This window comes from Photobacterium ganghwense, assembly GCF_017329545.1.
GTDB lineage: Bacteria > Pseudomonadota > Gammaproteobacteria > Enterobacterales > Vibrionaceae > Photobacterium > Photobacterium ganghwense.
Map to the genome: position 1 here is coordinate 259,525 of NZ_CP071326.1, position 26,422 is coordinate 285,946.

23 protein-coding genes are annotated in these 26,422 nt (G+C 47.6%); 8 read left to right on the forward strand and 15 right to left on the reverse strand.

Annotated features, from left to right (window positions below; translation table 11 throughout):
- Positions 1 to 225 precede the first annotated feature (225 nt).
- From FH974_RS17115 to FH974_RS17130, 4 genes are all read right to left on the reverse strand, one after another.
- Positions 226 to 1,260, reverse strand: coding sequence for an IS110 family RNA-guided transposase (locus FH974_RS17115; protein ID WP_031858084.1), 1,035 nt, complete (start codon positions 1,258 to 1,260; stop codon positions 226 to 228).
- 188 nt (positions 1,261 to 1,448) lie between these two features.
- Positions 1,449 to 2,762, reverse strand: a complete 1,314-nt coding sequence (locus FH974_RS17120; RefSeq protein WP_158108812.1) for a type II toxin-antitoxin system HipA family toxin — start codon at positions 2,760 to 2,762, stop codon at positions 1,449 to 1,451.
- Between the two features lie 79 nt (positions 2,763 to 2,841).
- Positions 2,842 to 3,318, reverse strand: coding sequence for a CreA family protein (locus FH974_RS17125; RefSeq protein ID WP_061898004.1), 477 nt, complete (start codon positions 3,316 to 3,318; stop codon positions 2,842 to 2,844).
- A 58-nt stretch (positions 3,319 to 3,376) separates the two neighbouring features.
- Positions 3,377 to 3,526 (reverse strand): hypothetical protein, encoded by a 150-nt coding sequence (locus tag FH974_RS17130; protein ID WP_207104277.1) that lies wholly within the window; start codon positions 3,524 to 3,526, stop codon positions 3,377 to 3,379.
- A gap of 198 nt (positions 3,527 to 3,724) precedes the next feature.
- On the opposite strand from FH974_RS17130, the gene FH974_RS17135 reads away from it, so the two are divergent.
- Positions 3,725 to 5,488, forward strand: coding sequence for a lysophospholipid acyltransferase family protein (locus tag FH974_RS17135; RefSeq protein WP_047887717.1), 1,764 nt, complete (start codon positions 3,725 to 3,727; stop codon positions 5,486 to 5,488).
- A 108-nt stretch (positions 5,489 to 5,596) separates the two neighbouring features.
- On the opposite strand, the gene FH974_RS17140 is transcribed toward FH974_RS17135, so the two are convergent.
- The 5 genes from FH974_RS17140 to ovoA form a co-directional block, all read right to left on the reverse strand.
- A complete protein-coding gene (locus FH974_RS17140; protein ID WP_047887718.1) occupies positions 5,597 to 6,649 on the reverse strand; it encodes a hypothetical protein in 1,053 nt (350 codons plus the stop codon).
- 73 nt (positions 6,650 to 6,722) lie between these two features.
- Positions 6,723 to 7,172 carry an META domain-containing protein gene (locus FH974_RS17145; RefSeq protein WP_047887719.1) on the reverse strand — a complete coding sequence of 150 codons (450 nt, stop codon included), beginning with the start codon at positions 7,170 to 7,172 and terminating at the stop codon, positions 6,723 to 6,725.
- A 113-nt stretch (positions 7,173 to 7,285) separates the two neighbouring features.
- Positions 7,286 to 7,627 (reverse strand): hypothetical protein, encoded by a 342-nt coding sequence (locus FH974_RS17150; protein WP_146149676.1) that lies wholly within the window; start codon positions 7,625 to 7,627, stop codon positions 7,286 to 7,288.
- Between the two features lie 181 nt (positions 7,628 to 7,808).
- Positions 7,809 to 8,114 (reverse strand): DUF1289 domain-containing protein, encoded by a 306-nt coding sequence (locus tag FH974_RS17155; protein WP_047887720.1) that lies wholly within the window; start codon positions 8,112 to 8,114, stop codon positions 7,809 to 7,811.
- Between the two features lie 102 nt (positions 8,115 to 8,216).
- Entirely contained in the window at positions 8,217 to 10,343 is a 2,127-nt protein-coding gene (gene ovoA / locus FH974_RS17160; protein ID WP_047887721.1) for a 5-histidylcysteine sulfoxide synthase, read from the reverse strand.
- Between the two features lie 299 nt (positions 10,344 to 10,642).
- On the opposite strand from ovoA, the gene FH974_RS17165 reads away from it, so the two are divergent.
- A complete protein-coding gene (locus tag FH974_RS17165) occupies positions 10,643 to 11,212 on the forward strand; it encodes a hypothetical protein (protein ID WP_047887722.1) in 570 nt (189 codons plus the stop codon).
- Between the two features lie 53 nt (positions 11,213 to 11,265).
- Here the strand turns inward: FH974_RS17165 and FH974_RS17170 are convergent, their stop codons facing one another.
- From FH974_RS17170 to FH974_RS17190, 5 genes are all read right to left on the reverse strand, one after another.
- Complete coding sequence (locus tag FH974_RS17170; protein WP_047887723.1) at positions 11,266 to 11,577, reverse strand: hypothetical protein; 312 nt, start codon at positions 11,575 to 11,577, stop codon at positions 11,266 to 11,268.
- A gap of 841 nt (positions 11,578 to 12,418) precedes the next feature.
- Positions 12,419 to 12,964: a GNAT family N-acetyltransferase gene (locus tag FH974_RS17175; RefSeq protein WP_242551945.1), complete on the reverse strand. Its 546-nt coding sequence runs from the start codon at positions 12,962 to 12,964 to the stop codon at positions 12,419 to 12,421.
- Positions 12,965 to 13,108: 144 nt separating this feature from the next.
- Complete coding sequence (locus FH974_RS17180; RefSeq protein WP_047887725.1) at positions 13,109 to 13,555, reverse strand: SRPBCC family protein; 447 nt, start codon at positions 13,553 to 13,555, stop codon at positions 13,109 to 13,111.
- 1,042 nt (positions 13,556 to 14,597) lie between these two features.
- Positions 14,598 to 15,173 carry a hypothetical protein gene (locus FH974_RS17185; RefSeq protein WP_242551946.1) on the reverse strand — a complete coding sequence of 192 codons (576 nt, stop codon included), beginning with the start codon at positions 15,171 to 15,173 and terminating at the stop codon, positions 14,598 to 14,600.
- Positions 15,174 to 15,619: 446 nt separating this feature from the next.
- Positions 15,620 to 16,945: a S41 family peptidase gene (locus FH974_RS17190; RefSeq protein WP_047884786.1), complete on the reverse strand. Its 1,326-nt coding sequence runs from the start codon at positions 16,943 to 16,945 to the stop codon at positions 15,620 to 15,622.
- A gap of 859 nt (positions 16,946 to 17,804) precedes the next feature.
- Between FH974_RS17190 and FH974_RS17195 the strand changes: the two genes are divergently transcribed.
- On the forward strand, positions 17,805 to 19,013 hold the full coding sequence (locus FH974_RS17195) for a NupC/NupG family nucleoside CNT transporter (protein WP_047884785.1): 1,209 nt from the start codon (positions 17,805 to 17,807) through the stop codon (positions 19,011 to 19,013).
- A 97-nt stretch (positions 19,014 to 19,110) separates the two neighbouring features.
- On the opposite strand, the gene FH974_RS17200 is transcribed toward FH974_RS17195, so the two are convergent.
- Complete coding sequence (locus FH974_RS17200; protein WP_047884784.1) at positions 19,111 to 19,992, reverse strand: NAD(P)-dependent oxidoreductase; 882 nt, start codon at positions 19,990 to 19,992, stop codon at positions 19,111 to 19,113.
- A 222-nt stretch (positions 19,993 to 20,214) separates the two neighbouring features.
- Here FH974_RS17200 and FH974_RS17205 point away from each other — a divergent pair, with 222 nt between their 5' ends.
- The 5 genes from FH974_RS17205 (at position 20,215) to FH974_RS17225 (ending at position 26,400) form a co-directional block, all read left to right on the forward strand.
- Complete coding sequence (locus FH974_RS17205) at positions 20,215 to 20,886, forward strand: hypothetical protein (RefSeq protein ID WP_053061783.1); 672 nt, start codon at positions 20,215 to 20,217, stop codon at positions 20,884 to 20,886.
- A gap of 176 nt (positions 20,887 to 21,062) precedes the next feature.
- Positions 21,063 to 22,886 carry a protein translocase subunit SecD gene (gene secD, locus FH974_RS17210; RefSeq protein WP_047884783.1) on the forward strand — a complete coding sequence of 608 codons (1,824 nt, stop codon included), beginning with the start codon at positions 21,063 to 21,065 and terminating at the stop codon, positions 22,884 to 22,886.
- Positions 22,886 to 23,785, forward strand: coding sequence for a protein translocase subunit SecF (gene secF / locus FH974_RS17215; protein WP_207103973.1), 900 nt, complete (start codon positions 22,886 to 22,888; stop codon positions 23,783 to 23,785). The genes secD and secF overlap by 1 nt, the downstream gene beginning before the upstream one ends.
- 442 nt (positions 23,786 to 24,227) lie before the next feature.
- Entirely contained in the window at positions 24,228 to 24,980 is a 753-nt protein-coding gene (locus FH974_RS17220) for a hypothetical protein (RefSeq protein ID WP_207103974.1), read from the forward strand.
- A 229-nt stretch (positions 24,981 to 25,209) separates the two neighbouring features.
- The gene (locus FH974_RS17225) at positions 25,210 to 26,400 is read left to right on the forward strand and encodes a cystathionine beta-lyase (protein ID WP_047884781.1); all 1,191 of its coding nucleotides are present in this window, start codon (positions 25,210 to 25,212) and stop codon (positions 26,398 to 26,400) included.
- Positions 26,401 to 26,422 lie beyond the last annotated feature (22 nt).

The window sequence follows — 26,422 nt, forward strand, 5'->3', positions numbered from 1 at the left end:
TTCTTATATGGACTCCCTCGGAAAATCAACAAAAAACAAAATAAAAACAAGTATAGATGCGCTCTTATATACGGGCTTTCTTGAGGAGCTACCTCGCCCTAAAATGTAGTCGCACCAATAGGCTAAGTCTTAGGAACGGCATCATTGTGCCTTAGAACCCAACTAGCTTCTATTGGTCGGTCTTACCTGTTTTACCATAGTTCTATGTTGATTATGCTCGGTATATCAAGCTAATTTTTCTAGCTGGTACACTGAGTCATTCTTTAAAAGAGCGTAAGCTGTTCGCACGGTTTTATTTGCTAACGCAATCGCAGCAACTTTCTTCCCACGTCTCTCTACTAAAGCTTTTAACCATTGTTCTTTATTTGTTCTAGCTGGGCGATTCACTACCAGGCTAACGACCGAAAGCGCTCCTTGAAAAAGAGTTGAACGGAGTCGCATGTCGGCACTTTTCTTTGATATATGCCCAATACGTTCTTTACCGCCAGAACTATGCTGTTTTGGTGTTAAGCCTATGCTGGCTGAGGCACTTCTTCCACTTGAGAAGTTCTCGCCTTTCCCTAATCGCAGGGCAAGACCTAAAGCCCCTAAAGGACCAACACCTTCAAGTTTCATTAGCTTTTGACACACATCATTATCTTTAATTGCTATCTCTAGCTGTTTAGTCAGATCATCCAGATGATCTATCTGAACAAGCAAATGTTCCCACAACCGAAGAAGTACGGCTCTGAACCGATCAGGTAATCCATTTTGTGCATCTTCAAGAACAAATGGAATCCCTTCTCTTAACGAAGTTAATCCTTGGGGAAGAATGATCCCAAATTCTGACAGTAATCCACGAATATGATTACTTTGAGCTATCTGGTGCGTGAGAGCTAAATTTCTGGCTCGTTCCATTGATTGCATTGCTTGCTCATCCACAGATTGAACTCGAATACTATAGATATGCTCAAGTGATGCTGCGGTGGCAATAGCAAGAGCATCGTTCTTATCTGTTTTTTGTTTTGTTTGAAATCCCTTAACCGCACGAGCATTGATCACTTTGACTTGATGACCAGCGGTTTTTGCATATCTCGCCCAATAATGAGCACTTGAACACGATTCCATGGCCACTAATGAAAGCTTCTCTTTAATTAGAAGTTCTTTGAGCTTCGTTCTGCTAATTTCGCGATTGTATATAACTTTTCCTTGTGGGCTTAATTTACAAACCTGAAAGACATTTTTTGCCAAATCAATCGCTATAACGTTATATTTTTGCATTGTATGGACTCTTGGTTAGGTTTTGGTCAACTTCAACCGTAGCTCCCTGAGGAAAGGGAGTCCATACATCTTAGGAGGGCGGCATCTGGTAACAGGTGTCGCCTATCCGACATCTTCGAGCTAGCTGGTTGTAGCTAGATCAGGTTTGTCCAACTCATTTTTTGCCAAAACCGCTATCCCCTGATCGGCTAGAGTTTTATTTTACCAAGGATTCTAAGCGAATTGCTGGCAATGGAATCTATGATTTGAGCAGGAAAGCCGTTAGGTAGCAGGTTAACTACTTGTTCAATGGCGTTAGGAAATGTGACAACAAACTCGTCAAGTATCTCTTGCATTCGAACTGTGCAGAAACCAACAGTTTCTGCTGTTGCAATAAAGTGACGCGGATAGATTTTTTCTAAATGCCACTTATTGCCGCTTGAAGTGGATTTGAGAGCCATCGCTAGTTTTAGTTTACGTGTGTTAATGCCTCTGCCACTTGATGCGGGGAAGGCTGACATAATGTCGTAGAAGGGGGTTAGTCTATAAGCACCATTGGCCTCAATAAAAATTGAAAAGTTTTTTGCATGACCGTCAGTCGCACCAATTAACCACTGAAAAACTTGAAAGCGCATAAAGTCATCACGGTCTTTTTGTGCGTTTGTTGAACCGTTCAATAGCTGCATTATTTCTGTAATACCGATTCCTCCGTCACTCTGATATTTCAAGTTGGTCGGTAAAGACATTGCCTGGCTCATATCTTCTTGAGTTAACCTTATAGGGACACTTTCACTTGTAGACCAAACTCGGTCAAATCGTTCAACAGCTAAAGATTTCACATTATTAAAGTCTAATATCTCCACGTGAGGCACTTTAAAGCCCACTGCTTCTGCTAGTTTGATACAGAAGTACTCATTTTCAACGCTCTCAGTCATGTTTAGCGTCGCGAATGGTTGCTGAATAAAACCGATTGGGAACTTGAGAATATGAGTGCTGGGATAATTGCAGTTAGGTAAATACCAATTATTCTTCATCTTCAACAGTGTGGTTTTCTCTTGAGCACCAGATACTGTGATACGAAAATTACTTAGCTCATTGAGCATTCCAAGTGGGATGTCATGCTTATGTGCAGATAATATGTCGTGTAAGCAGTCAATTGGAAGTGGCTCCAACATGGATGGAGCTAAACTATCCACAATTTCAGTTTCAGGCACTAATGATAATGAGCCTACACAGTCTCGACCGATTGCGTGTAATAAGTCAAACACGTGTGTTGAAGTGGTCTGATAGCGATTCTGGATGTTTCGGCGTACTGAAGTTAAGTCAGGCAATAGATTTTCAAAGTAATTTGCTACATGGTCACCTCTGTGCGGTTGGATTTGAAGTGGAAGAGATATCGAAATAGGGTTCGCGTCCGACTGTGCCAGCCACTTCTCGTCGTAGCAAAATTGCATTCGGCCATCGGTAACTTTGGTTAGATGGCCAAGTTTGGTGTTGTTGATATATACGATTAGCGAAGGCATTCGTACTTACAGTCGTACATGAGCGTATACATTGGGGATGTTGAATAAACTATTACAAATAGTCAGACGTGCTCGGTGGTTAATTGGCACTATTTGCTTTAACTGGTTCAACATAAGCAGCAGTTCCCCAAAGTGGTACAGTAGAAAGGCTATGCTTGAAACTACCATCAGTCTCTTTAGTGGTGTATGAGAGGTAGAGTAATGTTTGGTTATCCGCATCATAAATACGCCTTACTTTCATCGATTTGAAGAAAATACTTTTCGATTGTTTGAATACAACCTCACCAGATTTACTTTTGTCGATAGTTGCAATCATCTCAGGAGTAATATCACCCGTTTGACGACAAGATATAGAACTGTCACTAGGGTCAGAAAGGCTAAAATCGGCCTCAATAGAAGCAATGTGACAAGTCACCCCTGGGATCTTTTCATCATCTAAATTCGATACCTTTATGTCCTTTAAGGTGAAAACGCCAAGTGATACGTCACCAACTTCGCTATCAGAGCACCCAGCTAGAAGAGCAGTGACCAATACCACTTTTAGCATATTATTCATTTGTATGTCCTTGTATTTATGTGACTTATGACATTATATCATACATTGATTTCATCAGTTAAAATTGTTGTGTTATAGTGTTGGTAAACATAGGTTTATCTTTCAAGGTAAACATACCCAGGCTGACGTCGCCCACTTCATCATCGGAACAGCCAGCCAACAACGCTGCGGCGGCCAGCAGAGCGGCAAGAAAGCGTTTTGATTTCATTGTCTTTTTCTCCGTTATTTTTGCTGATGATAGCAGCTATCCGGGGCATACCCTAATTTCATATCCTGCCGGAGCAGGATGTCGCTTTCATTAAACCGTCTTTTTTCTCTCATTGTTCTGCCGTAAAAGTGACACAGATCAGTCATGTCGAACTCTCATAATTTTTCCCACAACAGGTTAGGTTTTGCAGGAAACATTATGGACATAGCGAGCCCTTTTCGATTGCCAAGGAAAACCCCGTTTGGAATGGGAGAGCATGTTGCTGAGTGGGCAACAGGCCTGAAAACACTGAATAAGTTCTATGCCAATCGCCCCGCAGGTGGGGATGTGTCGGCGTTCTTGCGCTTTACCCTGGATGTGCTTGGCATTCAGTATCAGGTGCAGCAAGGTAATATTCAGCATATTCCACAAAGCGGCCCGACGGTAGTGGTGGCAAATCATCCGCTCGGGTGTGTCGAAGGCGTGATACTGGCAGAGATTCTGCGAGCGGTCCGCCATGACGTAAAAATTCTGGCTAACCAGTATCTGAAAACGGTGCCGGAGTTGGATGAGCTGTTTATCGGTGTGGACGTATTCGAAGGGGAAAAAGCGATCAAGGCTAATATCCGCGCCCTGCGGGAAGCCAATCGCCATCTGGCGGAAGGTGGATTGTTGCTGATGTTTCCTGCCGGTGAAGTGTCCGGTTATGACAAGGCGACCCGGCAGATTACAGATAAAACCTGGAGCCATTCGGTTAGCCGTCTGATTTGTAAAAATAAGGCCGTAACGGTGCCGGTGTACATTGATGGTCGTAACAGTCACCGTTTTTACATGGCGGGGCGAATTCACCCGTTGCTGCGTACTCTGATGCTGGGGCGTGAGTTGCTCAACAAACGTGACCGGCAGATTAATCTGGCGATTGGAGAGAACATTGGGTACGGCGAAATAAAAGGGCTGGAAGAACGTCAGCTGGTGAATTATCTGCGCCTGAATACTTATTTGCTGGGGTGCCAGCTTAAAAAAGCCAATCTTCGGGCAGAGACAATATTGGACGCGGGCGAGAAAGAACCGGTTGTTGCACCTATGTCTGTCTCGGATCTCGAAAACGATATCAAACAGTTAACGGCCAGTGAGCACTTGCTCTCTTCCGGTGCGTTTGAGGTATATTGCGCCACCGCAGATCGGATCCCAGCGGTAATGGCCGAACTTGGACGGCTACGGGAAATTAACTTTCGGGCTGTTGGTGAAGGTACCGGAAAAGCGACGGATATTGACGAGTTTGATGCTGCCTATCATCACCTGTTTGTCTGGGATTCTGAAGCAAAATGCCTGGTTGGAGCATACCGCTTGGGGCTGGTGGATCAAATTTTCGCCAAGCAGGGAATCAACGGGCTCTACTCCCGTACACTGTTCCGATACGATGAGCGATTTATTCGTCAGATGGGGCAGTCTATTGAGCTGGGGCGTTCGGTGATTGCCGGTGAGTACCAGAAAAGCCTGAGTGCGCTGATGCTGTTGTGGAAAGGGATTGCCACGTTTGTTTCCCGTCACCCGGGTTACACTCATCTGTTCGGGCCGGTAAGTATCAGCAACGACTACAGCCCGGAAGCGCGTCATCTCCTGGCTGACAGTATGGCGTTTCACCACTATGACACGGCCAATGCCAAACTGGTGGCGCCGAGCAACCCTTTGGACAAAGGTGCCGATACATTTTGGCAACCGGACATGCTGGCGGCTCTGGCGGATATCCAACTGCTGTCACGGGTGATTGGACGCTTGGACGGCGGAAAAGGAGTGCCGGTGTTGTTGCGTCAATATCTGGGACTGAACGGAAAGCTGGTGTGCTTTAACGTTGACCCTGATTTTAATGATGCCCTGGACGGCCTGATTGTCGTGGACTTACGTAATGTGCCTGCTAAAACGCTGGGTCGTTACATGGGGAAAGATGAGGCGGATGCCTACCTGCTTAGTCATCAGGCCTAAGACGGAGCCTGGTACCAAAGCCGGATCGATGATTTGGCTGTGCGGGTATGGAAGAGGGTATTAACGGAACGCGGCAGCCGATAAGGCTGCCGCGTTTTTCGTGGTCAGTTAATCCGCAGAACGGTTTTCACCGCGACGGCTGAGCTGCCATAAGTTTTCGGCTTGAGAGCCAATGACCCAGAAGCTGAGTGCCAAAATGGCAAAAAACAAGGTCTTGTGCATGGCATCCCAGAAGTACTCGAAGTAGCGGGTATAAAGGTTAATCAGTAAGAAGGTGATCCCAAAGCCCCGCGCCAGTTTATCTTCCTGACGAATGCCAAAGACCAGCAGCGCGACGCAAACCACTCCCGACAGGAAAGCCCATGGCAGCATACGCAGCTGAGAAACCTGTGACCACTCGGCTGCATTTTCGTAATTACCGAAGATAGACACTAGCCACAGTGCCGACAACAGGTACAACAGGCCCACAAAGCGTGTTGGTTCGTACAGAGTCACATATTGAGATAAGCGGCCCAGCCACTTTGAACCACCGAGTACGATAAGGGCTATCACAATCATCCAGCAAGGCAGGTTCAGTCCAAGAAAGTAGCCACCGGGTTCAGCCAGAAGGCTGATGAGTTCCAGCCCCCAGGCAGCGAACCCCAGCAAAGCAAACATCCAGATCAACATACTGCTGAGGCGTAGAGCAAGTGCTGCATACAGTACTGTCAGAATGAGCAGGAACCAGACTATATGGAGTGATTCCAAGAGCGAGGTTTCGCGCAGAAAGCCCACAGACACGGCGCTGAGTAATACGCCAAAAAAGTAAATTGCCTCATTACTGATGGCTTTGTCCGGAAAACGCTGGCGGCGCTGAAATCCAAGGCGGAATGCCAGAGCCGCCAGTATTGCGCTGATGACAGCGAGTACGCTGGCAGGGGTATCAATAATTTTGGCCAGCAGCTCCATGAGATAGTCATCAGCCAGTAAAACGGCGATGGAAATAATAAAGCAGGTAATGGCAATCCAGAATGAGTAGACAGCCAGCAGTTTCCAGTCAAAGCCGACAACTTCGTAACTTTGTCGTAATTCACTGGCTTGGTCGGCCTGAATCATCCCTTCGGATTCCCAGTGGGTGAGGGCATGATTGACCGCTTTTGCCTGTCGTTTGGTTAGTTTCATGGTGGTCAGTTTTCCAAAAGCAGCACGCAGCCAAAATGGCTGCGTGTCTGAATAAGAATGAAAAATTAGGACGTTACTGCGTCGCCTTTTCCTCAACAACATTTTCCGGCATGAATGTCAGGATATGCTGTTCTGAAGTGAGCGTAAGAATATTGTTTTCCAGCGCAGCGTTATTCCAGCTTTGCAGGGATTTGGTCATGACGGATTCCACTTTTGCCTGGTCTTCCTGAATGCAGGCCATTTTGGTAGACCCCATCCCCGTCAGGCGAAACTTATTCCCTTCTTTCACTTCAGCCTGACCAAAAAAGCGGTTACAGCCACTGAATCCGGAGACTTTCAAGTTGGCATCAATCGACATGCCCGGTACGGTTCGGGGTTCAGTAATTGTAATTGCTTTACCGTCTACTTTGGTGAGCACCCAGCTTTGTTGCAGTTTTTGTTCCGAAAATCCCTGTTTCATTTCAGTGTCGCAGCCCATCACTAAGAAAGGAACGACGCTGAAAGGGATGAGCCATTTTTTCATATACATCACCTTAGACGGATTTGTCCGTACAGTCAGACATTTGACGGTCGGCGGTTTTGTATAATAGTAGCACTTTGTCGTTCGAATCAGAATCTTAACTATTAGGCTGGAAGTTAACTTTGTTGGCTTCGGAACACGCTGATTTCACCGGGTTTGGAACGAGTGTCACTTTCTTGACTGTGTGCTTGCAGGGCCTTCTGTGCATCGCAATAACTGCCGTGTCTGGCATAAGCATCCCGGCTGGCATCAATTGTCCGTTCAGCATGACGGCGAACCTCTGGATCAGCATGGCGATCACTAAACAGTATCTGCTGTTGACCAAGCAGAGCCTCCACGGACTCGAGGCATATTTTTTCATTATCAGGTAGCACGTTGTTGCCCTGATTCAGGGGAGAGCCTGATGCAGCAAAACTGGTCGTAAGCAGCAAGACAATCATGGAGCGAAGAGAAACCATATGAATACCGGCATTTCCAATTCAAGCGGGGGATTATAGGTGACAGTATTACTAGGCGACAATGTGCATAGATCAATTAAACGTGGCGATGGAGTAAAAAGCCAGCCGTCGAGGGGTGGCATTACTTGAACGTTGATTCGAAGCCAAAGCTGTTAAATGGATCTATGAATCGGAGTCAGGATTAAAGCAAAGGCAGTTTCTCAAGGCATTTTCGGCACAGACAAAGACCAGGTGCAATACCAGACGTATCTCGCTTGGTTAGCTCGAAACACCAACAGGTACTTTTTCCGGCACTGATGTCGCAGTACGCAGGTTCACCACACTGGCTGCAGCGGTGGGTTGAGCAGTTGCCTTGAATTTCGTCAATACGCTGTTCTTGCTGTTCGTCACCCATTTCACGCCAGGCCGTTAGTTCACTCATGGTACGGTGGCATCCGCTACAGATACCTTCATTATTTTTGCATTTAGCGACACAAGGGGTTTTCACAATTTACTCTGCGATACAGTACGACAACGAAGCCGTACAGTACCACAGAGCCTTTTGGCTGTCTTTATGCAAGCCTGATAACTCTTCAGTGACGATATTGGGCTAGCTGTTTCCCTCTCGCTTGCGCCAGATGGTCATTTCCGACACCGTATGCTGAAATTTCCGTTTAGTTTCGCGAATCACGAACGGGATTTCTTTTACCGCAATCAGCTCGAAGTGTGGGATCAGCGTTTCAGTCAGGCCATCCAGCGTCGTAAAGTTCTCCCCATGAACTTTGAATCCGCCCAGCCATTTTTCTTTTGGCGTGTACTCGCTTAGCCAGGTGTAAGGTGAAGCGATGACCAGATAACCGCCATCATTGATTCGCTGGTGGATGGTAGATAAAAACTGTTTCGGATCTCCCAACCGGTCAACCAGATTAGAAGCATAGACAAGGTCATATCCGGTGAATTGTGGTTTGAGGTTACAGGCATCGCCCTGCACAAAATTGATCTTATCGGCGATGGATGTGTACCCCAGATCCTCAAGGGTGATGCTTTTGAACTCGACCAGTTCCCCTTCCGTTTTGATAGTGTAGCGTTTTTCGCCCTGCTCGGTGAGGGAGTAAGCCTGCTGAATAAAACGGGCAGAGAAATCAATAGCATCGACGTGTTTAAAGGTCCGGGCTAATTCAAAGGACGCGCGTCCGACGGAGCAGCCGATGTCTAGGGCCCTGGCGGTATGGCTTAGCTGAATTTCCTGTAAGCATTGCTTCACGCCGTTAACGCAGAAATTAGGCACTGAAAAATACTCGGCACCGTAATGGAATTCCAGATATTGGGAAATCAGCTCATCAGTTTCATAAATGTTGAGCGAGGCCATCGTTTCTGGTGCCTGACGGGACTCTACGTAGCGGAAACCGGCGTGCTGGTAAAAGTGGCGGCGGAAGGCGTAGCGTGACCATTTTATGGACTCATTGCCGGTTGAAATCCACGAGCCTCCTTTGATCAGATTATGCTGGCCGTCAAAGGTGGGGGTGGAGAAATCGTCGTAGAGCGGATGGACCTGAAAGCCGGGGAATCCGTCAATACAGGTTTCTGTCCATTGCCACACATTGCCGACTATGTCGCAAAAGCCCTCATGTTCGAAGCGGTCAACCGGGCAGGAAGAGGCAAAGTAGCTCAACTCAATGTTACCCGGCGGCTCGTCCCAGTCAGGTGAATCAGTTTCTATATTGTGGCGCAATAAATACCATTCCGCTTCTGTCAGTAACCGGATATTGCGTTGAGTTTGCTCTGCTTTCCAGTTACAGAACGCCTTGGCCTCCAGTTGATTGACTTCCACCGGCCAGTTCAATGGCAACGGGATTTCTTCGGTGAGGTTGCGTTGCAGCCATTGGCCGTCATGATAGCGCCAAAAACGCGGCATGGTGGCTTTGGTGTAGGCGAGCCACGCTTTTCCTTCTTCGTTCCAGAATCGCGTATGGCGGTAGCCTTCTGCATTAATAAACTCCAGATATTCCTGATTCGACACCAAATACTTAGAGGCTTTGAAATCTTCAACATGAAAACTTTGCTGGCCATATTCATTGTCCCAGCCGTAGGTTGGTTCGGCATCCGATTTACCAAGGCTGATGTGACCGCCTGATACCGACAGTAAACAGTTGCTCGGAGCCCTGCCTGTGGCGTCACAAGGGGACCACTCAGGGTGGGGGGTGACCTCAGACAACGGCAGCTGACGAATAATAACGGATGAGGTTTCCAGATGAATTCTTTCATGCTCAATACCCATCAGTATTACCCACGCCGGGCAATGCGGGGTAATCGGTAGTTGTAAGGGCATAGTATCAATGAGCTGGTTGATCAGGGCATTGACTTGTTGTCGGTAGTGCCTTACGGCGTCGACTGTCGGCCAGTCATAATTATTCTCATCAAGGTCGTCCCATGACATTTCATCTACGCCGATAGCGAACATGGATTCGAAATGTTCGTTAACACGCTCATCGATCAGTTTGGCGAGTTTGAGTTTGTTGATGTAAAACGTGGCGGTGTGGCCAAAGTAAAAAATGAGGGGATGACGTAATGGTTCTGCTTTGATGAAGTATGCCTGATCGTTATTCATAACATCAAACAGAGATTCATAGAGTTGCCAGGTTTGATTGAAGGCGTTTTTAATGGCGTGCCGTTTGGCGTTGGGATCCTGGCCCGTCAGGGGCACTGTTCGTGTTGCATACTGTCGGTTAGATTCCATGTTGTTCTACTTCCTTCTCATTCGAACCCTGAACTTTAAAGATAGACAGAGTTTATAGGGTTAACCAATAAGGTTTTGTTTCATCTATGAAAATGGGTGATGACAACCGCTTTTTGTTTATACGCACTTAAGCTTGCTACCGATGACTTCTGCCATACTTTAATTAGGTTCTGGATAGGTGATAGTAATGAACAGGTGAGCGAAACTGCGTTGAGGTGTGCCGTGAGCAATCATAGCTGGCCGCCAGAACAAGCAACTAACAGCCGCAGGCAATAAGGCATCACTGATATGAGGGACAAATGGCAAATCGGACTATCGACAGGGGGCGTCGTGTCAGGAGAGGGCGTGTTCCGACCTGGTTGCTGGTTGGATTTGGGTTGTTACTCAATATTATATCCGCGCTACTGACCAATTTTTATATTGATGATGCGACTCGGCAGGCGAATGGCTTGATTCAGCAACAGCAAACTCATGAAAAGCTTATTACTCTTATCTGGACGCAGATCGAAACAGTAGAAAGAAAACGAGAATTGGTATTGGCATTGGTTACGGCCAGTGAGTTGGCCGGACAACCTTTACCGTCTGAAGTACAACAGCAACTGACACATACGCTCACTTACTGGTTGTCCGACTTGCCCGCCGAGCTGACAACCGCCCACGTCCCAGAGCTGATGGCCGCTCTGAATGAGTATCAGGACAGCCAGCGAGAAAGAATTGACCAACTGTATCTGGATAACCTGGAACTGACTGCGGAGTACGGGGAGCAAATGGCGTCAATATCACGGATGCGAAATTTGGCGTTGTTTCTGCAAATGCTGGGGTTGGCATTTGTCCTTGCACGCGATTTGAGTCGCCGTAGTGAACGTTAAACCGTTGAAACATAAGAAAGGCCCTCGTAGAGGGCCTGACTAACTAATTCATACTATTTATTATTGGTCGAATGGAAAGCAAAGCGTGAAGACTGTTTACCGTCTTCAGTTGTTGCTTTGTACTTCACTGAACGAGAGCTTTGTAGTGATAATGGAATGAATACCCTACCGTTCTCATCAGTTTTGTACATTTTACGTTGTTGAGGGACGTTTGCGACGCTCACACTGGCATTGGCAGCAGGTTGACCATTTTCTGTCACTGTTACCCATGCACCATTTTGAGTATCCGCTACACGAATATCCGCCATCGCAGATGATGACATTATCAGTACAGCACTAGCAGTAATTACTTTTAAGCTAGACATAATCTTCACCTCATTATCAGTGGCTTGCTCATTGTTGTATCTGCATATAGTTATGAGTGCATACAGTCCACAATCACATTATAAGACCTGCCATCGAATAATTTATTTCAACAAGATTATCATTATTTGCTTAATCTAATACTAATCAAACGCTTATATAACAATTTACAGTTTTTTCGATTGATAACATCGCTTAATAACAAATTGTATAACGTCATTTGATATCAAGAAGATCACTTATAAGCAGATCTTTCTCTATCACAGTATAGCTATATGTCACTGATAGAAGTGGCACAATTCGTAGTGATATTGATTAAGTAATTAATAAAAAAGGGAAATAAGATTATAATAAATTCAAATAAAGTAGAGATTAATTACACTGAAACGTGATTTAGCGGATTTTGTTATCCAAGTTGGCCTATTCTGTTCATGAATTTATAAAATAATGCATATCAGAGTGCCCAATTTGCCTTCTTATTATGAAACTGACGTTGTCTGGCCGCTGTTATTTCATTCCTATATGGGGCATGTTGCATTGATAACCTGCATTACGAGCAATCAACTCTCAATAACCTCGTTTCTATGAGTCAGGCTCATCTATTGTTAAGGACTATAGGACTATAGGACTCAGGGCTCAGGGCTCAGGGCTCAGGGCTATATGGTTTATGGCTATATCCCTCGGGGCCTCAACAGGCGCTGTACTTCATTTGACGTTGTTCATGAATGGGCTGGCCGCGTTCGCTTAGAACTATGTGTTTGAGCAGTGAAGGTCAACAGGTTGCTTGGTGCAGCACTGAGCAGTCGACATTAGAACGTTAAGGGTCAGAGATAAGCGGTGAATTTAACTCACCGCTTCCGTTTCCGGGCACTTTTTTTCGTAATATTCCACATCTTCTGTGATCATGTTGACCCGGACAGCGTCAGGTTTAGTCATCACATGGGCCATCCCAATTTTTTTCATCACCTTGCCCGGATTTTGCTCGCGGCTAAAGTGCTGCCCGTAAATCGTATGGAGCTTTAAGCGTTTAAAGCCAAATTCGCTGATTCGTTCGGCTGCCTCGGTGCAATACCCATTGCCCCAGTAGGGAACGCCAATCCAATAGCCGAGCTGAGCTTTTCCGTCACAGATATTGCGCAAGCCAATACAGCCCACTAATTCCAGGGTGCTTTTTAGTGTGATGGCATAAATTGCTGACTGCCCGTTGTTCCATTCCGCCAGTAACTTTCCAATCCACTGACCTGCCATACCATCGGCGTATGGATGAGGAATATTGATCGTACCATTGGCGATACGTTCATCACCGGCCAGTTTTTGTACCTTATTTGCATCCGAAAGCTGAAACGGGCGCAAAATCAGGCGGGAAGTTGTCAGTAACGGTTGTTGCATCATCAAAATCCTCATCCAGTATCGAACCGTTCTGTAGTAAATCGTTAACGGAGGCGCTTGACCAGTGCCTAGATCAAAATAACGGATGAATATGAAAGATTTGGTACATAAATATGATGCAATAAAGTCAGGACACGGGAACAGCTACTCTTTATTCCAGGTCGTTTCACTGTATTCAGCTACGTTGCTTAATGCTTTTTTTAATTTAACTTCAAACAGATAGCGTAGGATCCAGCCTGTACCCATAAATTTGGGAGAAAACTTAATACGGTAATGGATCAGACTTTGGTCTGCGTTCAGACTGGTGAATTTTATCCAGCCGCCGTGTTCATTGACCGGGACGCCCTGGATGATTTTATAGTGTAAGTGCTCATTTTCCTTGTAATCAATAATCTGTTCCTGAATGGTGAAAGGTCCGCTATCGACTTCTCTGACAGCGCCGATCCCGTTCTGTTCGGGTTTTCCGGCTTTGATCAGACGATACTTGCCATCGAAGAAACGCCCCAGATTTTGATGATCAGAAAGGAGCTGAAACAGGAGTTTCTTCGGCGCTTTTGCGGTTTGTTCAAGTGTTATAGTGTGAATACCCATAGCAACCACCTCTGGCAAACCATCATGCCATCATATCATTGATCACAATTGTGTCAATAAGATGTTGCATTTGTGTTTTAATTGTGATTTTGATTTTTGGCAAAGGCAAAGGCAAAGGCAAAGGCAAAGGCAAAGGCAAGACAGAAAAAACTGATAGGCGTTGAATGTTTTTTCACCAGGCTTTCAGTGTGATCGTTGTTCAAATTCAGAGGCTTAATCTTGAAATTCATGCGTTGTTACATTTATTAGGTGATGTGAATCACAAAAAAATTGCAAAAATAGTATTGCAAAATGAGAATTAGCCTCTTATATTGAATTTTGTTGTTGATCGAACAGAGGTGCAAACGTAAGCAGAGGATTCCTTAATCCGTCAATTAAGGAGCATACCCATTCACTTCTGTACGATCGCAAGCCTTATACTCCTGAGCACTACCACCTGTAACTTTTCATGTTGGTGACCTAGTGGATTTTTTATCAGAGAGTTGTGACGTTTTTCTTTTACCAAACTGTCATAGGGATGTCACAGGTAATTGGTTAAGTAAAAAATGTTGGTTGAGTAAGCACGGTATTATATAAAAGTTGTGAAATATCAGCCTTACTCGTTTAGGAAAATGAGAGGTGTAAAATGTCTAATAGAAACCGCCGTCAATGGTTTTACTATAAGTCTCAGGCAAACAGTCTGAAAACCAAGTCAAAGTAATATTCTGAAGCTAACTCTAGCTTTGCTTTGAATGGTATATGTGAAAAGCCAGAAGCACACAGTGATCCAGTGTTTCTGGCAATATCTTTTTTCTGGTTTATTTTTCTTGCTAGCTCTTAATTAATCGCTCTTACTGCAAATTTGTTAGCGTATTAATCTCGTTACAGCCATAGCTACCCCAGTTATCGGCCTTGATGAGCTCGAATCCATTTCTGCTGAATAACCCTTTTTAATTTACTAACTCATATATTAATAAATGAGTTTCTCTCAATATTGAGAAATTGATAAAGCGGCCAGCATCTTCGTCAGAGGTGATGCCGTTCACCACAGAAGTATTCGTCTTTATTGGTAAATGGTACCGCCGACTTTGACGCCGTCAGGAATGTCGTGAATAGCCAGTCCGCCTAGATATATATTGCCGCCGACCACCAGAAATGGGGGGAGCGACTGAATCGCGGAATTAGCCAGATAGAGGTTTCCTCCAACATACAAGTAAGGTGGTAGCTCTGTGACGGAGGTGCCCATGAGGCTCAAGTCCCCATTTACTCGCAGGCCATTGTTCAAACGTCTGATTTTAGAGTGGGCCAAGTTAATGTAACCACTCACGTTCAGGTCTTGCGGCAGCTGAGTAACATGGCTGTATGCGAGGTTGAGATTCCCTTCCACTGTTAGTGCACGGGGTAACTGAGTGATTTTACTTTGTTCCAGATTTAAGTTGCCTTCAACGGTCAAGGGATCGGGCAGACGGACGTCAGGGGCATGGCGAAGGGTAATATTGCCGTAAGTATCGGTGTAATTCAGTAGGTTTCTTTGCGACAGGCTTAATTCAAAGGCCTGAGAACCATTGGTGTAACCGGCTACAATGAATACGCTTGCTGCCAATAGAGTTGATTTCAGGGTGCCTGATAAAAAGGCCATATGTACGTATTCTCCGGAAAGAAAGCCGATCTGAAATGGGGATTGGGTGGACTATTTTGGTGCAAGTTAGCGGGTTAATCCAGTCAATGACGATTAAATACTATTATTAGCCTTCATGAAATCGTCATTGAATAAGTGATTCATGCTGAATTATTGCGGACACATTGAGTAAAGATGAAATCTTTTAGGATATTTGGCATGGAAACTGTGATTTTTTTCTTTTTTGAGTTTCTGTCTCAATTGTTGGCCTGCCGGTTGCTATTTAAAGGTTGAGCGATTGAACTGTGCACTGTCCAGACAGTGACCCCCGATGCGATCTCATGAGTGAGGTTATGAAAGGTTCAACCGTTTAATTTGCACACAACTTCCTTTTAGGGCGCTATTTAGGCGCCCATTTTTTTATCTGGTTCTTATTTTTACTCCAAACGTTTAACGCCAAGCCCGGCTTAGTGCATTTCTGAATGAAGAGCAGACGTGCTAAGTGTTCCGGATGTCATAAGAATGTTGATTGCTGCTGTCAGGGCGGGATCATTCCCCTGCGGATCCCGGTCGGCAGATTGAGTCAGTATCGTGGGCCGGTAATCTTCCCGAAAAATACCGTTGATGTGATACAGCCGCTCAAACCCGACTTCCAGCCAGGTCTGGCTTTTCGTTAGCTGAATCGTTTTTATGCCACCCAGTAGTTTAGCCATTGGCGTACCAACCACCGCTTTAGCTCCCAGTGCGTCCAGTCCTATCGTCATCCCTTCACCCATGCTGCCAGTCCAGTGGCCAGCCAGAACGACAAAAGGATGAGGATAGGCTGGCGCTGTGGGTGTCGCATAAGCGGTCTGCATCGTTGCCTGCGAGTATGGCGTTCCTTTCTGTTGTACCTGATAACGTTGATAAGGCGATTTAGCCTGTGCAAAGTGGCCCAGGATCGGTTCCGCCACACCGGTGTTTCCACCGCTTGGGGTATTGCGCAGATCGATGATCAGTGATGTTGATTCGGGTAACTGATTCAGCGCAGCCTTAAATGCATCCGGTGTTTCATTGTTTCCCAGCGAGTTATTGAAACGAATATAGCCGACTTCACCAAACTGTCTGACCGTTACAGTCGCACCATCTTTCAGGGTGTTGATGGCATCGTAGCTTGCTGCCAGTGTTAGTGCCTGTTGATGCTGATCCCGCCGGAGGGTGAGTTGGCGAGGCTGATTACGAAAGCCCCCCAGACTGATATTTGCGCCATAATTGACTTGCGCTGCGGTGAGCTGACCAAAGTGTTCACCAAACACTTTTTCGACCGCGTGTTTTACTGATAAGCCATCAATGGTTAATACTTCCTGGCCAGGCAGGATTCCGGCGATGTCTGCAGCCGAGCCGGCTTTTACATCGAGCACCATTAACTTCAGCGTATCGCTTTTGTTTGTGCTTTCTGCTTGGGAGGTAGGGACAAATTCGGCATAAATGTCTGAACCTGTTGGATACACACTGTAATCTTCGCTGTTGTATGGACCCAGATTTAGGTGAGGATCGGTAAAGTGACGCAGGAATTGCTGGCTGATATCAGCAAACATTTGAGGGGTCGTCGCCTTTGTGGCGCGGGCGCCGAACTCTTGGAAGAGTGCATCGGTGTCCAGATCGGAACGATGCAGATAAGCGTAATGCTGACGCAAAGCTTGTTCCAGCTCCTGCCAGGCTTCCGCACCATTGAAAGGTGCTTGTTTTTGCGCCACCCCACAACCAGAGAGTAAACCGGAAAAGAAGAGTGTTAAAGCCAGAATTTTCTTCATTGGAGAGGCCTGAAAATTAGTCAATGCAATATGTCAAAACAGCACGTTAAAGCAATATCTCACAGCAATGTGTCACACAGTCAGTAAATGGCCAGTCAATAACGAGTCTGAGGTAGGGCAACCCGAAGTACTAGTACTTCCTCTTCATCAGCCGAGGGTTCAATTGTTGTGATTGACGGTTGATCATTCTTTGCACTGTGTAGCACCGCCGATGGTCAAACCATTTGTGCCATAAGAACGGTGGCCATAAATGATTCAGTTTCATCATAAGGTTAGCATCCGCCCGAGGGTTGACTCAGCAACATACTTCGCAGTGATTCGATAAGATGACGGATTTAACCGTAGAGGCAAAAATGTACTTCGTCAGTAGCTGAGTGGCGGGTTTGTGATACAACCTGGAAATTTTGCCTATAAATTAGGCTCGTCGTGTCATAAAAATCCCACAGAAGTGTTAGCGCTCTGTTGGAAAACGATTAAAAACCAGGGCCGTATTGTTTTAAATGTATTCAGTTGGCATTTTGTCATGAAAAAAAATGCTATTACTCTTGATTATGTGAGACTGATCTCTATATACTCCGCCTCCGGCCAGAACCATCGAGTTCAGCCACCTTAGTTACAAGCTGTCACCATGGATAAGTGAACGACCCACGGAGTTGGACCGGCAATTTTTGAGCTTGTTAATTTAGGTGACTTGTATGTTTTACACTTGGGCGGACACATCTTTCATGCCGACGCTTTCTTGCGTGGCTCCTTCCTTTTTTGCTTTCTCCCCGAAGGCATTGTCCCCCGTTGTATTGCAGGCAGTAACACCTTCATTTTTCGACATCCCAACACAGATTCAAAACAACAGGACGAAATAATGCAGTTGTTGATTAGTTTGGCCGGTATTCTGGTACTGGTATTGTGCGCCTACGCGCTTTCTGAAAACCGTAAAGCCATTAACTGGCGGACGGTAGGCGGTGCGTTATTGTTACAGGCCAGTTTTGCCGCTTTGGTACTGTATATACCGGTTGGGCAAAAAATGCTGGGAGCAATGAGTAGTGGTGTTGCTAGCGTACTCGGCTTTGCCGATGAAGGGATCAAGTTCCTTTTTGGTGATCTTGCTTCTTCTGGTTTTATTTTTGCTGTTCGCGTTCTTCCCCTCGTTATTTTCATTAGTGCCCTCATTTCTCTTCTTTACTACCTAGGTGTCATGCAGTGGATCATTAAAGTGATCGGTGGTGGTATCCAGCGTCTTCTGGGTACCAGCCGTGCAGAATCCCTGGTAGCAACCGGTAATATCTTTCTGTCTCAGGGTGAATCACCACTGCTGGTGAAACCGTTCCTGCCGCAAATGACCCGTTCAGAGCTGTTTGCCGTGATGACTGGTGGTATGGCGTCGGTTGCGGGTAGTGTGCTGGGCGGATACGCCGGTCTGGGTGTGGATTTGAAATACCTGATTGCAGCCAGCTTTATGGCGGCTCCGGGTAGCCTGCTGATGGCAAAACTTCTGGTTCCAGAGCAGAGTGTTGCGGTTGAGCAGACTGACATTGAAATGTCGAAGAGCGATCACAGTAATGCGATTGACGCACTGGCAGCTGGTGCCATGAACGGTATGCGTGTTGCGGTCGCGGTCGGTACTATGCTGATTGCGTTTGTCAGTGTGATTGCCATGACCAATGCGGGCCTGGAATCGCTGGGTGAGCTGGTTGGCATTCAGGGACTGACAATGCAGGCGATGCTGGGTTATCTGTTCTCGCCACTGGCTTTCATTATTGGTGTGCCAGTCAGTGAAATGCTGCAGGCGGGTGCATTTATCGGCCAGAAGATGATTCTGAATGAGTTTGTCGCTTTCCTTGATTTTGTCAGCATCAAAGAGACACTGTCTCAGCACAGCCAGGTGATCATTACCTTTGCGCTGTGTGGTTTTGCTAATATCGGTTCGATTGCTATCCAGATTGGTTCGATTGGTGTGATGGCACCGGAGCGTCGCAGTGAAGTAGCGAGCCTGGGTGTGAAAGCGGTAATCGCGGCAACACTGGCGAACCTGATGAGTGCTGCGCTGGCTGGTATCTTTATCAGCCTGTAAGAACAGTGTGTGGTGCTTTAATCACCACACATTGCCGCTGAAAGTCAGTGTTCATTAGAAAAAAACCGCCGTTTACGGCGGTTTTTTACTTTTCAGCTCAGGCTTTGTCCTGATCAAACTGCTTTATTAAGACTGAAGTATCAGCACGGTTGTAGCCCCGCTGTTGTAGCTCGGCGTATTTTTCGTCAACCTGGCGAGCCAGCGGCAGTTCAACCCCCAGCTTCTCGGCCGCTTCGAAGCAGATTCCCAAGTCCTTGCGCATCCAGTCGATGGCAAAACCAAAATCAAATTTTCCTTCCGCCATTGTGCCGGCGCGGTTTTCCAGCTGCCACGAACCGGCTGCGCCATGTTTGAGTACATCTGTCATTTTCTCAATGTCCAGCCCGGCAGATTTTGCCAGCGTAATGGCTTCTGACAGTCCCTGGAGAATACCGGCAATACAGATTTGGTTGGCCATTTTGGTAATCTGGCCGTACCCGATGTCGCCCATCAGGGTGGTCGCTTTAGCAAAACAGTCAATTACTGGCTTGGCTTTATCAAAAACAGCCTGATTGCCACCCACCATTACGGTCAGACAACCGTTTACAGCGCCAGCTTCGCCACCGGATACAGGGGCATCCAGAAAATCCAGACCTAAGCCAACGGCTTTGGCTGAAATGTCACGAGCAACCTCGGCGGATGCTGTGGTATTGTCAATCAGAATGGCACCGGCTTTGGCCGTTGACAGGATGCCATCCTGGCCGCAATACACCTCGCGCAAATCATCATCATTACCGACACAGCTAAAGATAAAGTCCGCATCTTCAACGGCGGCGGCTGGTGTTTCAGCGTAGTGCCCTTTGTAAGTTTCTACCCACTGCTGTGCTTTTGCAGTGGTACGGTTATAAACGGTCACTTGGTGACCGGCATTAGCAAGGTGACCGGCCATGGGGAAGCCCATGGTGCCAAGTCCAATAAAAGCAATACGATACGATGTCATTGAATGCTTCCCTGTCTGTTATAAAAGTCGGTGTTTGCAGATTCACTATAATGAACCGTTAACCTGCCAGCAACGTAAAAAAGTTCTATTAATCATGTCATCACTGCAAACTGGGTCAAAGTCAATTTGGAGTGAAATAAATGTGGTAGAGCGCAAATAATTTCTTGTTTCTGCACCATACTCCTCCTATTATGCGGAGAGTTGAGAGGAGTCGCTGATTTTATGCTACGAGCACTGTTACGTGTTTTTTTGTTGGTTCTGTGTGTGGGAATGGGATGGTCTAGCCAGGCCGGAGCACTCACGTCTGTACCAGCAGCCAAGGCATTAGTAAACAGTGCATCAGTAAACAGTTTGTCAGCAGACAGTTCACATGTAGCGAATGTCGCATCGGTCATTCATTCTGATTTGACTGCGGTAGCACAGATCCTTCCAAGCGCTGTGACTGATCATGTGGCAGCATCCTCTTCATTGAATACATCCTTTGTTTCCGCCCATCCGGGTGAGACAGCTTTGCACTCAACAGTGGTTGGGGGGCAACCTGGCCAGTTGGTGTGGCACTTCCCTGATTGCAGTCTGACTTCGCGTCTGCCGTCGGATTCGGGTGAAAACCAACACTCTGTCCATGATCGTCAGCTTGACCCGGCAATTACCGGTTCGTCCCGTGCGGCAAATCTGGTGCGTCACGATGCCGACGATTGGGAGCCTCTCTATCAACTTGTGATTGAGTGGCCGATTGAACCTGCCCCAAGTTTTGCCAAAAACTACAGTATCGATTTCCATTCAGTGCTGGACTGGACCCTGCGGGTGATCCCGCCAGCCGGCCGTATTGCCGGTTGGAAAGACAGCAACCAGCTCTATCAGCCCTCCCATTATTCTCTTTCTCTTGTTAGCTGAGCGCATCTGAGTTGATGCGTCGCGGGTGGCTGCCACTGCGCTGCACCTGCATGCCCCACACGCCTTGAGGCCGGTTATCGGTCAGCAGGGCGGGTTGTAGCAATGTTGCTGTGTTTTCAGCAACAGGTTCCGGTTGATCGTCATCTTAGCCGGAGTCTCATAAATGGCGAAAAACAATGAGAAAGAAACAATCACAACGGTTATTGAACCACTATCCGGCCTGGAAATATGTGGTGTTGATTATCACGCTGGTCGTGATGTTGCTAAGTGCAATTCCTACCTGGTACGGTGAAAATGCTGCGGTGCAGATTGCCGCGAAAGGTGGCCCGATGCCCGATGTCGTGCAGATTCAAAAGCAACTGTCTGCCCAGGGCATTGAGGTGAAGCGTATTGATCAGCTGTCTGATAAAACGCTGGTGGTATTGCAGGACGAGGCACAACAGTCGAAAGCCCGTGCGGTTCTGGCTGATCTCATCGGTGCCAAAGCCGGTGATGCGCGTCTGACGCTGGCAATGTCAGCGGCCGCTCCCGAATGGTTACAGGAAATGGGCTTTGCGCCAATCAAGCTGGGGCTGGATCTGCGCGGTGGGGTACAGTTCCTGCTTGATGTCGATGTCGATCAGGTTTTCAAAGCGCAAACCGAGCAACTTCAGGATGATCTGCGCCGGGCATTTCGTGAACAAGGTATTCGTCTGGCCAGAGTGGAAATGACCGACGTTGACAGCGTGATTGTGCGCCTGCCATCTGGCGAGGTAAACAGTCAAATTCGTCAGTATATCCGCAAAGAAGCGCCACAATGGCAGGCCACCAATGAGTCTGGCAACAATCTGCGCCTGCAGCTGAAGCAGGACGAAAAATCACAGCTGCGTAACTTAACGGTGCAGCAGAACCTGCAGACGATGCGCAGTCGTATTGAAGAGCTGGGGATCACCGAAGCGCTGGTTCAGCGTCAGGGTGAGAATCGGATTCGTATTGAGTTGCCTGGGGTACAGGATCCGGCGGCTGCTAAGAGTGTGATTGGTGCGACGGCCAGCCTGGCGTTCTATCCGGTGAGAGAGCAAGGTGTTGGCAGCACCATGGTGATCCCGAATGAGCAGGGGGAGCCGGTACGTGTTGCACGTAAGCCAGTGTTGAGCGGCGACCATATCATTGATGCCCGAGCCAGCTTCGGTGAAATGGGAATGGCAGAAGTAAACATTACGCTCGACAGCGCGGGCGGTAAGATTATGTCTGATTTCTCCCGTCAGAACATCGGTAAACCAATGGCGACTGCGTTCAGCGAGTACAGCCGAAATGCGCAAGGCCAAGCGGTACAGGAAAGCAAAATCATCAGTGTGGCGACTATTCAGAGTCAGCTGGGGAACCGCTTCCGTATCACCGGCGCGGGTTCGATTCAGGATGCCCAGGAGCTGGCTCTGCTGTTGCGCGCCGGGTCGCTGACAGCACCAGTGACCATCGTCGAAGAACGTACAATCGGCCCGACACTGGGGGCAGAGAACATTGAAAACGGTTTTGCGGCACTGGGCTTAGGATTGGGTATGACGCTGGTGTTCATGGCGTTGTGGTACCGCCGTCTTGGCTGGGTCGCGAATGTCGCTCTGGTATGCAACATGGTTATGTTGTTTGGCTTGCTGGCCCTTATTCCGGGCGCGGTACTGACCCTGCCGGGGATGGCTGGTCTGGTGCTGACCGTCGGCATGGCGGTGGATACCAATGTGCTGATTTTCGAACGTATCCGCGACAAGCTTAAAGAAGGACGGAGCATGGCGCAGGCCATTGACCGGGGTTTCAGCAGTGCGTTCAGCACCATCTTCGATGCCAACTTTACCACAATGATCACCGCGGTAGTGTTGTACGCCATTGGTAACGGACCGATTCAGGGGTTCGCGCTGACGTTGGGGTTGGGTCTGCTGACCAGTATGTTTACCGGTATTTTTGCTTCCCGCGCCATTATCAATTTGGTGTGGGGTCGCGATGCACGACGTGAGGTGCGAATTTAATGATGTTTATTACCATGAAAAATGCCACCAAGTGGCGCTACTTCACCAGTGTGATTTCGCTTGTTCTGCTAGTTGCATCGCTGGTGACCATCGGTGTTCGCGGTCTGAACTGGGGGCTGGACTTTACCGGCGGGATTGTGACGGAGGTTTCTCTGAGCAGCTCAGTGACCAGCCACGAACTGGGGACGGCACTGGACACGGCTTTGCATCAGGATGTTAGTGTGATTGCGGCTGGGGAGCCGGGGCGCTGGGTACTGCGATATGCGATTCCTGAGTCAGATACCGCGCCAGATGTGCAAGCCGTGCTGCATCAGCTTGATGCTAATGTTCAGGTGCTCAACACCAGTATGGTAGGACCGCAGGTCGGTCAGGAACTGGCGGATCAGGGGGGGCTGGCGCTGCTGATCGCGGTGCTCTGTATTCTAGGCTACCTCAGCTACCGCTTTGAATGGCGTCTGGCGTCCGGTTCAGTGTTCGCACTGGCTCACGATGTTATCTTTGTGCTTGGCTTCTTCGCGGCAACGCAGATGGAGTTTAACCTGACGGTACTGGCTGCGGTGCTGGCCATTTTGGGTTACTCGCTGAACGACTCCATTATTATTGCCGATCGCATCCGTGAAGTGCTGATTGCTAAACCCAACGCCAGCATTCAGCAAGTCAACAACGAGGCGCTGGCTGCCACGATTTCACGGACGCTGGTGACATCCGGGACCACGCTGATGACCGTTGGGGCGCTGTGGATTATGGGCGGCGGTCCGCTGGAAGGTTTTGCGTTGGCTATGTTTATCGGGATTCTTACCGGTACCTGGTCATCAATTTCAGTCGGTACGGTACTACCGGAACTGCTCAAGCTGAAGTCTGAGCATTACTTGCCAAAACCAATTGCAGAAGAGCCTTAATCCTGTCCCTCGCTCTGCTTCACAAGGAGATGCGTGACCAGGGAAATGTGAGGCGTTATTCCGTAACCAGTAACGTAACGGTTTGCACGCATTTAAACTGAATTTACAAGGCCGCTGTTGCGGCCTTTTTATGTCTGGCAACCCCTGAATATTTGCAGGTAATGCGAGAGGTTCATTGGTAAGACACTTTCGCAATATTGGTCGCAATTCGCAAAATTGACGGATTTATTAACAATTTTGCAGCGCAAAATGTGATTGGTATTGTTTTGTGGCAGTGTAATCCAGTCATCACTATTGAGTAAGTTATCGAATAATAGGCTGTTTTCACGATTTACGTGAGTGTGCGAAAAGTCAGGCATCAAATTTGCTTCCTCTTACAAGACGCACACATAAGTTGGTCACCGATCACACCGGGGTCAGGAAAACCAGACAAGAGGGCGACATGATGTATGACACTGAAATGAAGCTTAATCACCAAATCGTGCACTTTGTGGAAAGCCAGATGCAGACGCTGGTTGAGTCTATGGCGGAATCTGACCGTGGTGTAACCGGGGTAAATGCACCATACCAGGCTTCGCAACACGCCGACAGCCATGCCATGGCGACCATCCTTACGGCAATGGAAACGTCTTTGCAGCAGTATATGGAAGGGTTAAGGGCAATCAGTTGCCTGTTGCAAAAGGGCTTCGTTTCTCAGACCCGCGGTATTTTTCAGACCCTCGGAGATGATTACGAGGAGATGATATTTCTGAGTTTGCCTTCGCAAAATGGTCAGCTTAGCAATCTCCATCGTCAGTATCTGGAAACCAGAACGGATCTGGACGGATTGTGTGGCTTGAGCCCGCTTTCTCGCTGTGAAATGCGAAGTATGATCCGCAAGGCTACCCATATTAACCACAATGTGTTTCAGCTCTATCCAAAGAAGCAGGCGCTAGAGGTGCTCCGTCCGCATGCGGGCAAACCGTGCCTGGTCGAAGTCGCCATCGAGCTGCACAAGCATTTTGCGTATAAAGGTGTGCTGCTTGCGGTGTTACTGGCGAAAGTGGCCGGTGATGAAGCAATAATGCGGGCTTGTCTTAACTATCGTGCGCACCTTGAAATGATTGATCCGCTAGCTACGAAAATGGAACCTCAGGTGTCTCGTTCGAAGCCGGAATATGTACCTAATCCGACACTTGTGGCCAGTGCGATATAGTGGCGGTAGAAACCTTTTGCGGTGAAAAGCTGGGATAGCTTGAGTGTTCCCGAATATGGGGCTGGTATCGACAATAAAGAGCAAGGAACCACCGGTGTTTATTGGGGAATGGCTTATAACTGGTGATTCTACCTGGTGACTGTTCAAGCTTCTGAAAACTGTGATAACTTCCTACCAACAGGGAGGTAAGTCCTCCAAGGTATTATCTCAGGAGGAAGCGAGAAGCATCATGGGAAAAAAAGCACTGGATACTCAAATTGTCACCGCGGGTCGAAGCAAGAAGTGGACTCAGTCTCTGGTTAATCCACCGGTGAGCCGAGCCTCAACGGTGGTTTTTGACTCGGTTGAGGACATGAAACATGCCACGGCTAATCGTGCGAATAAAACGCTGTTTTACGGACGTCGTGGCACTAATACCCATTTTGCCTTTCAGGATGCCATGGTGGAACTTGAGGGCGGTGTTGGCTGCGCACTGTATCCGTGTGGCACGGCGGCAATTACCAACGCCATCCTTTCTTTTGTCAAAGCGGGTGACCATATTCTGATGGTGGATGGTGCGTATGAACCAACCCGAGACTTCTGTGACAAAGTGCTGGACAAAATGGGAGTCGAAACTACTTATTATGATCCCATGATCGGGGACGGTCTCCGCGATTTAATTCGTCCGAATACCACCGTGCTGTTTCTGGAGTCACCGTGTTCCATCACGATGGAAGTGCAGGATGTTCCGACACTCGCTCGTATCGCACATGAGCATGACATCGTTGTGATGCTGGATAATACCTGGGCTTCACCGATCAACTTTCAGCCGTTTGAGCACGGCGTTGATATTTCTATTCAGGCTGCGACAAAATATATCGTCGGCCACTCTGATGTCATGTTGGGGACCGCAGTAGCCAATGAACGCTGCTGGGATCAATTGCGTGAGCACAGTTACCTGATGGGGCAATGTACGTCACCGGATGATGTGTATCTGGCAATGCGAGGCCTGCGCACCTTGGGAGTTCGCCTGCGCCAGCATGAACAGAATAGCCTTAAAGTGGCACAGTGGCTGGCTGAGCGCCCTGAAGTGGATCATGTTCGCCATCCTGCGTTCCCGAGCTGCGAAGGGCACGAATTCTACAAGCGTGATTTTAAAGGTTGTAACGGACTGTTTTCGGTAGTCCTTAATCGCGGTAATACGGAAGCGCTGACGGCATTACTGGACGGGATGGATCATTTCAGTATGGGATATTCGTGGGGAGGCTTTGAGAGTTTGATTCTGGCGAATGAAAATATTAACAGCCTGAGAACCGCGAAGAAGAAAGAGTTTGCCGGGCCGTTATTGCGGCTGCACATCGGTCTGGAAGATACCGATGATTTGATAGCAGATCTGGAGCGGGGTTTTGAGCGTTTCAACGCAGTTTTAGCTCGCGACTGAGTAGCTATCGGTTTGTCAGAGT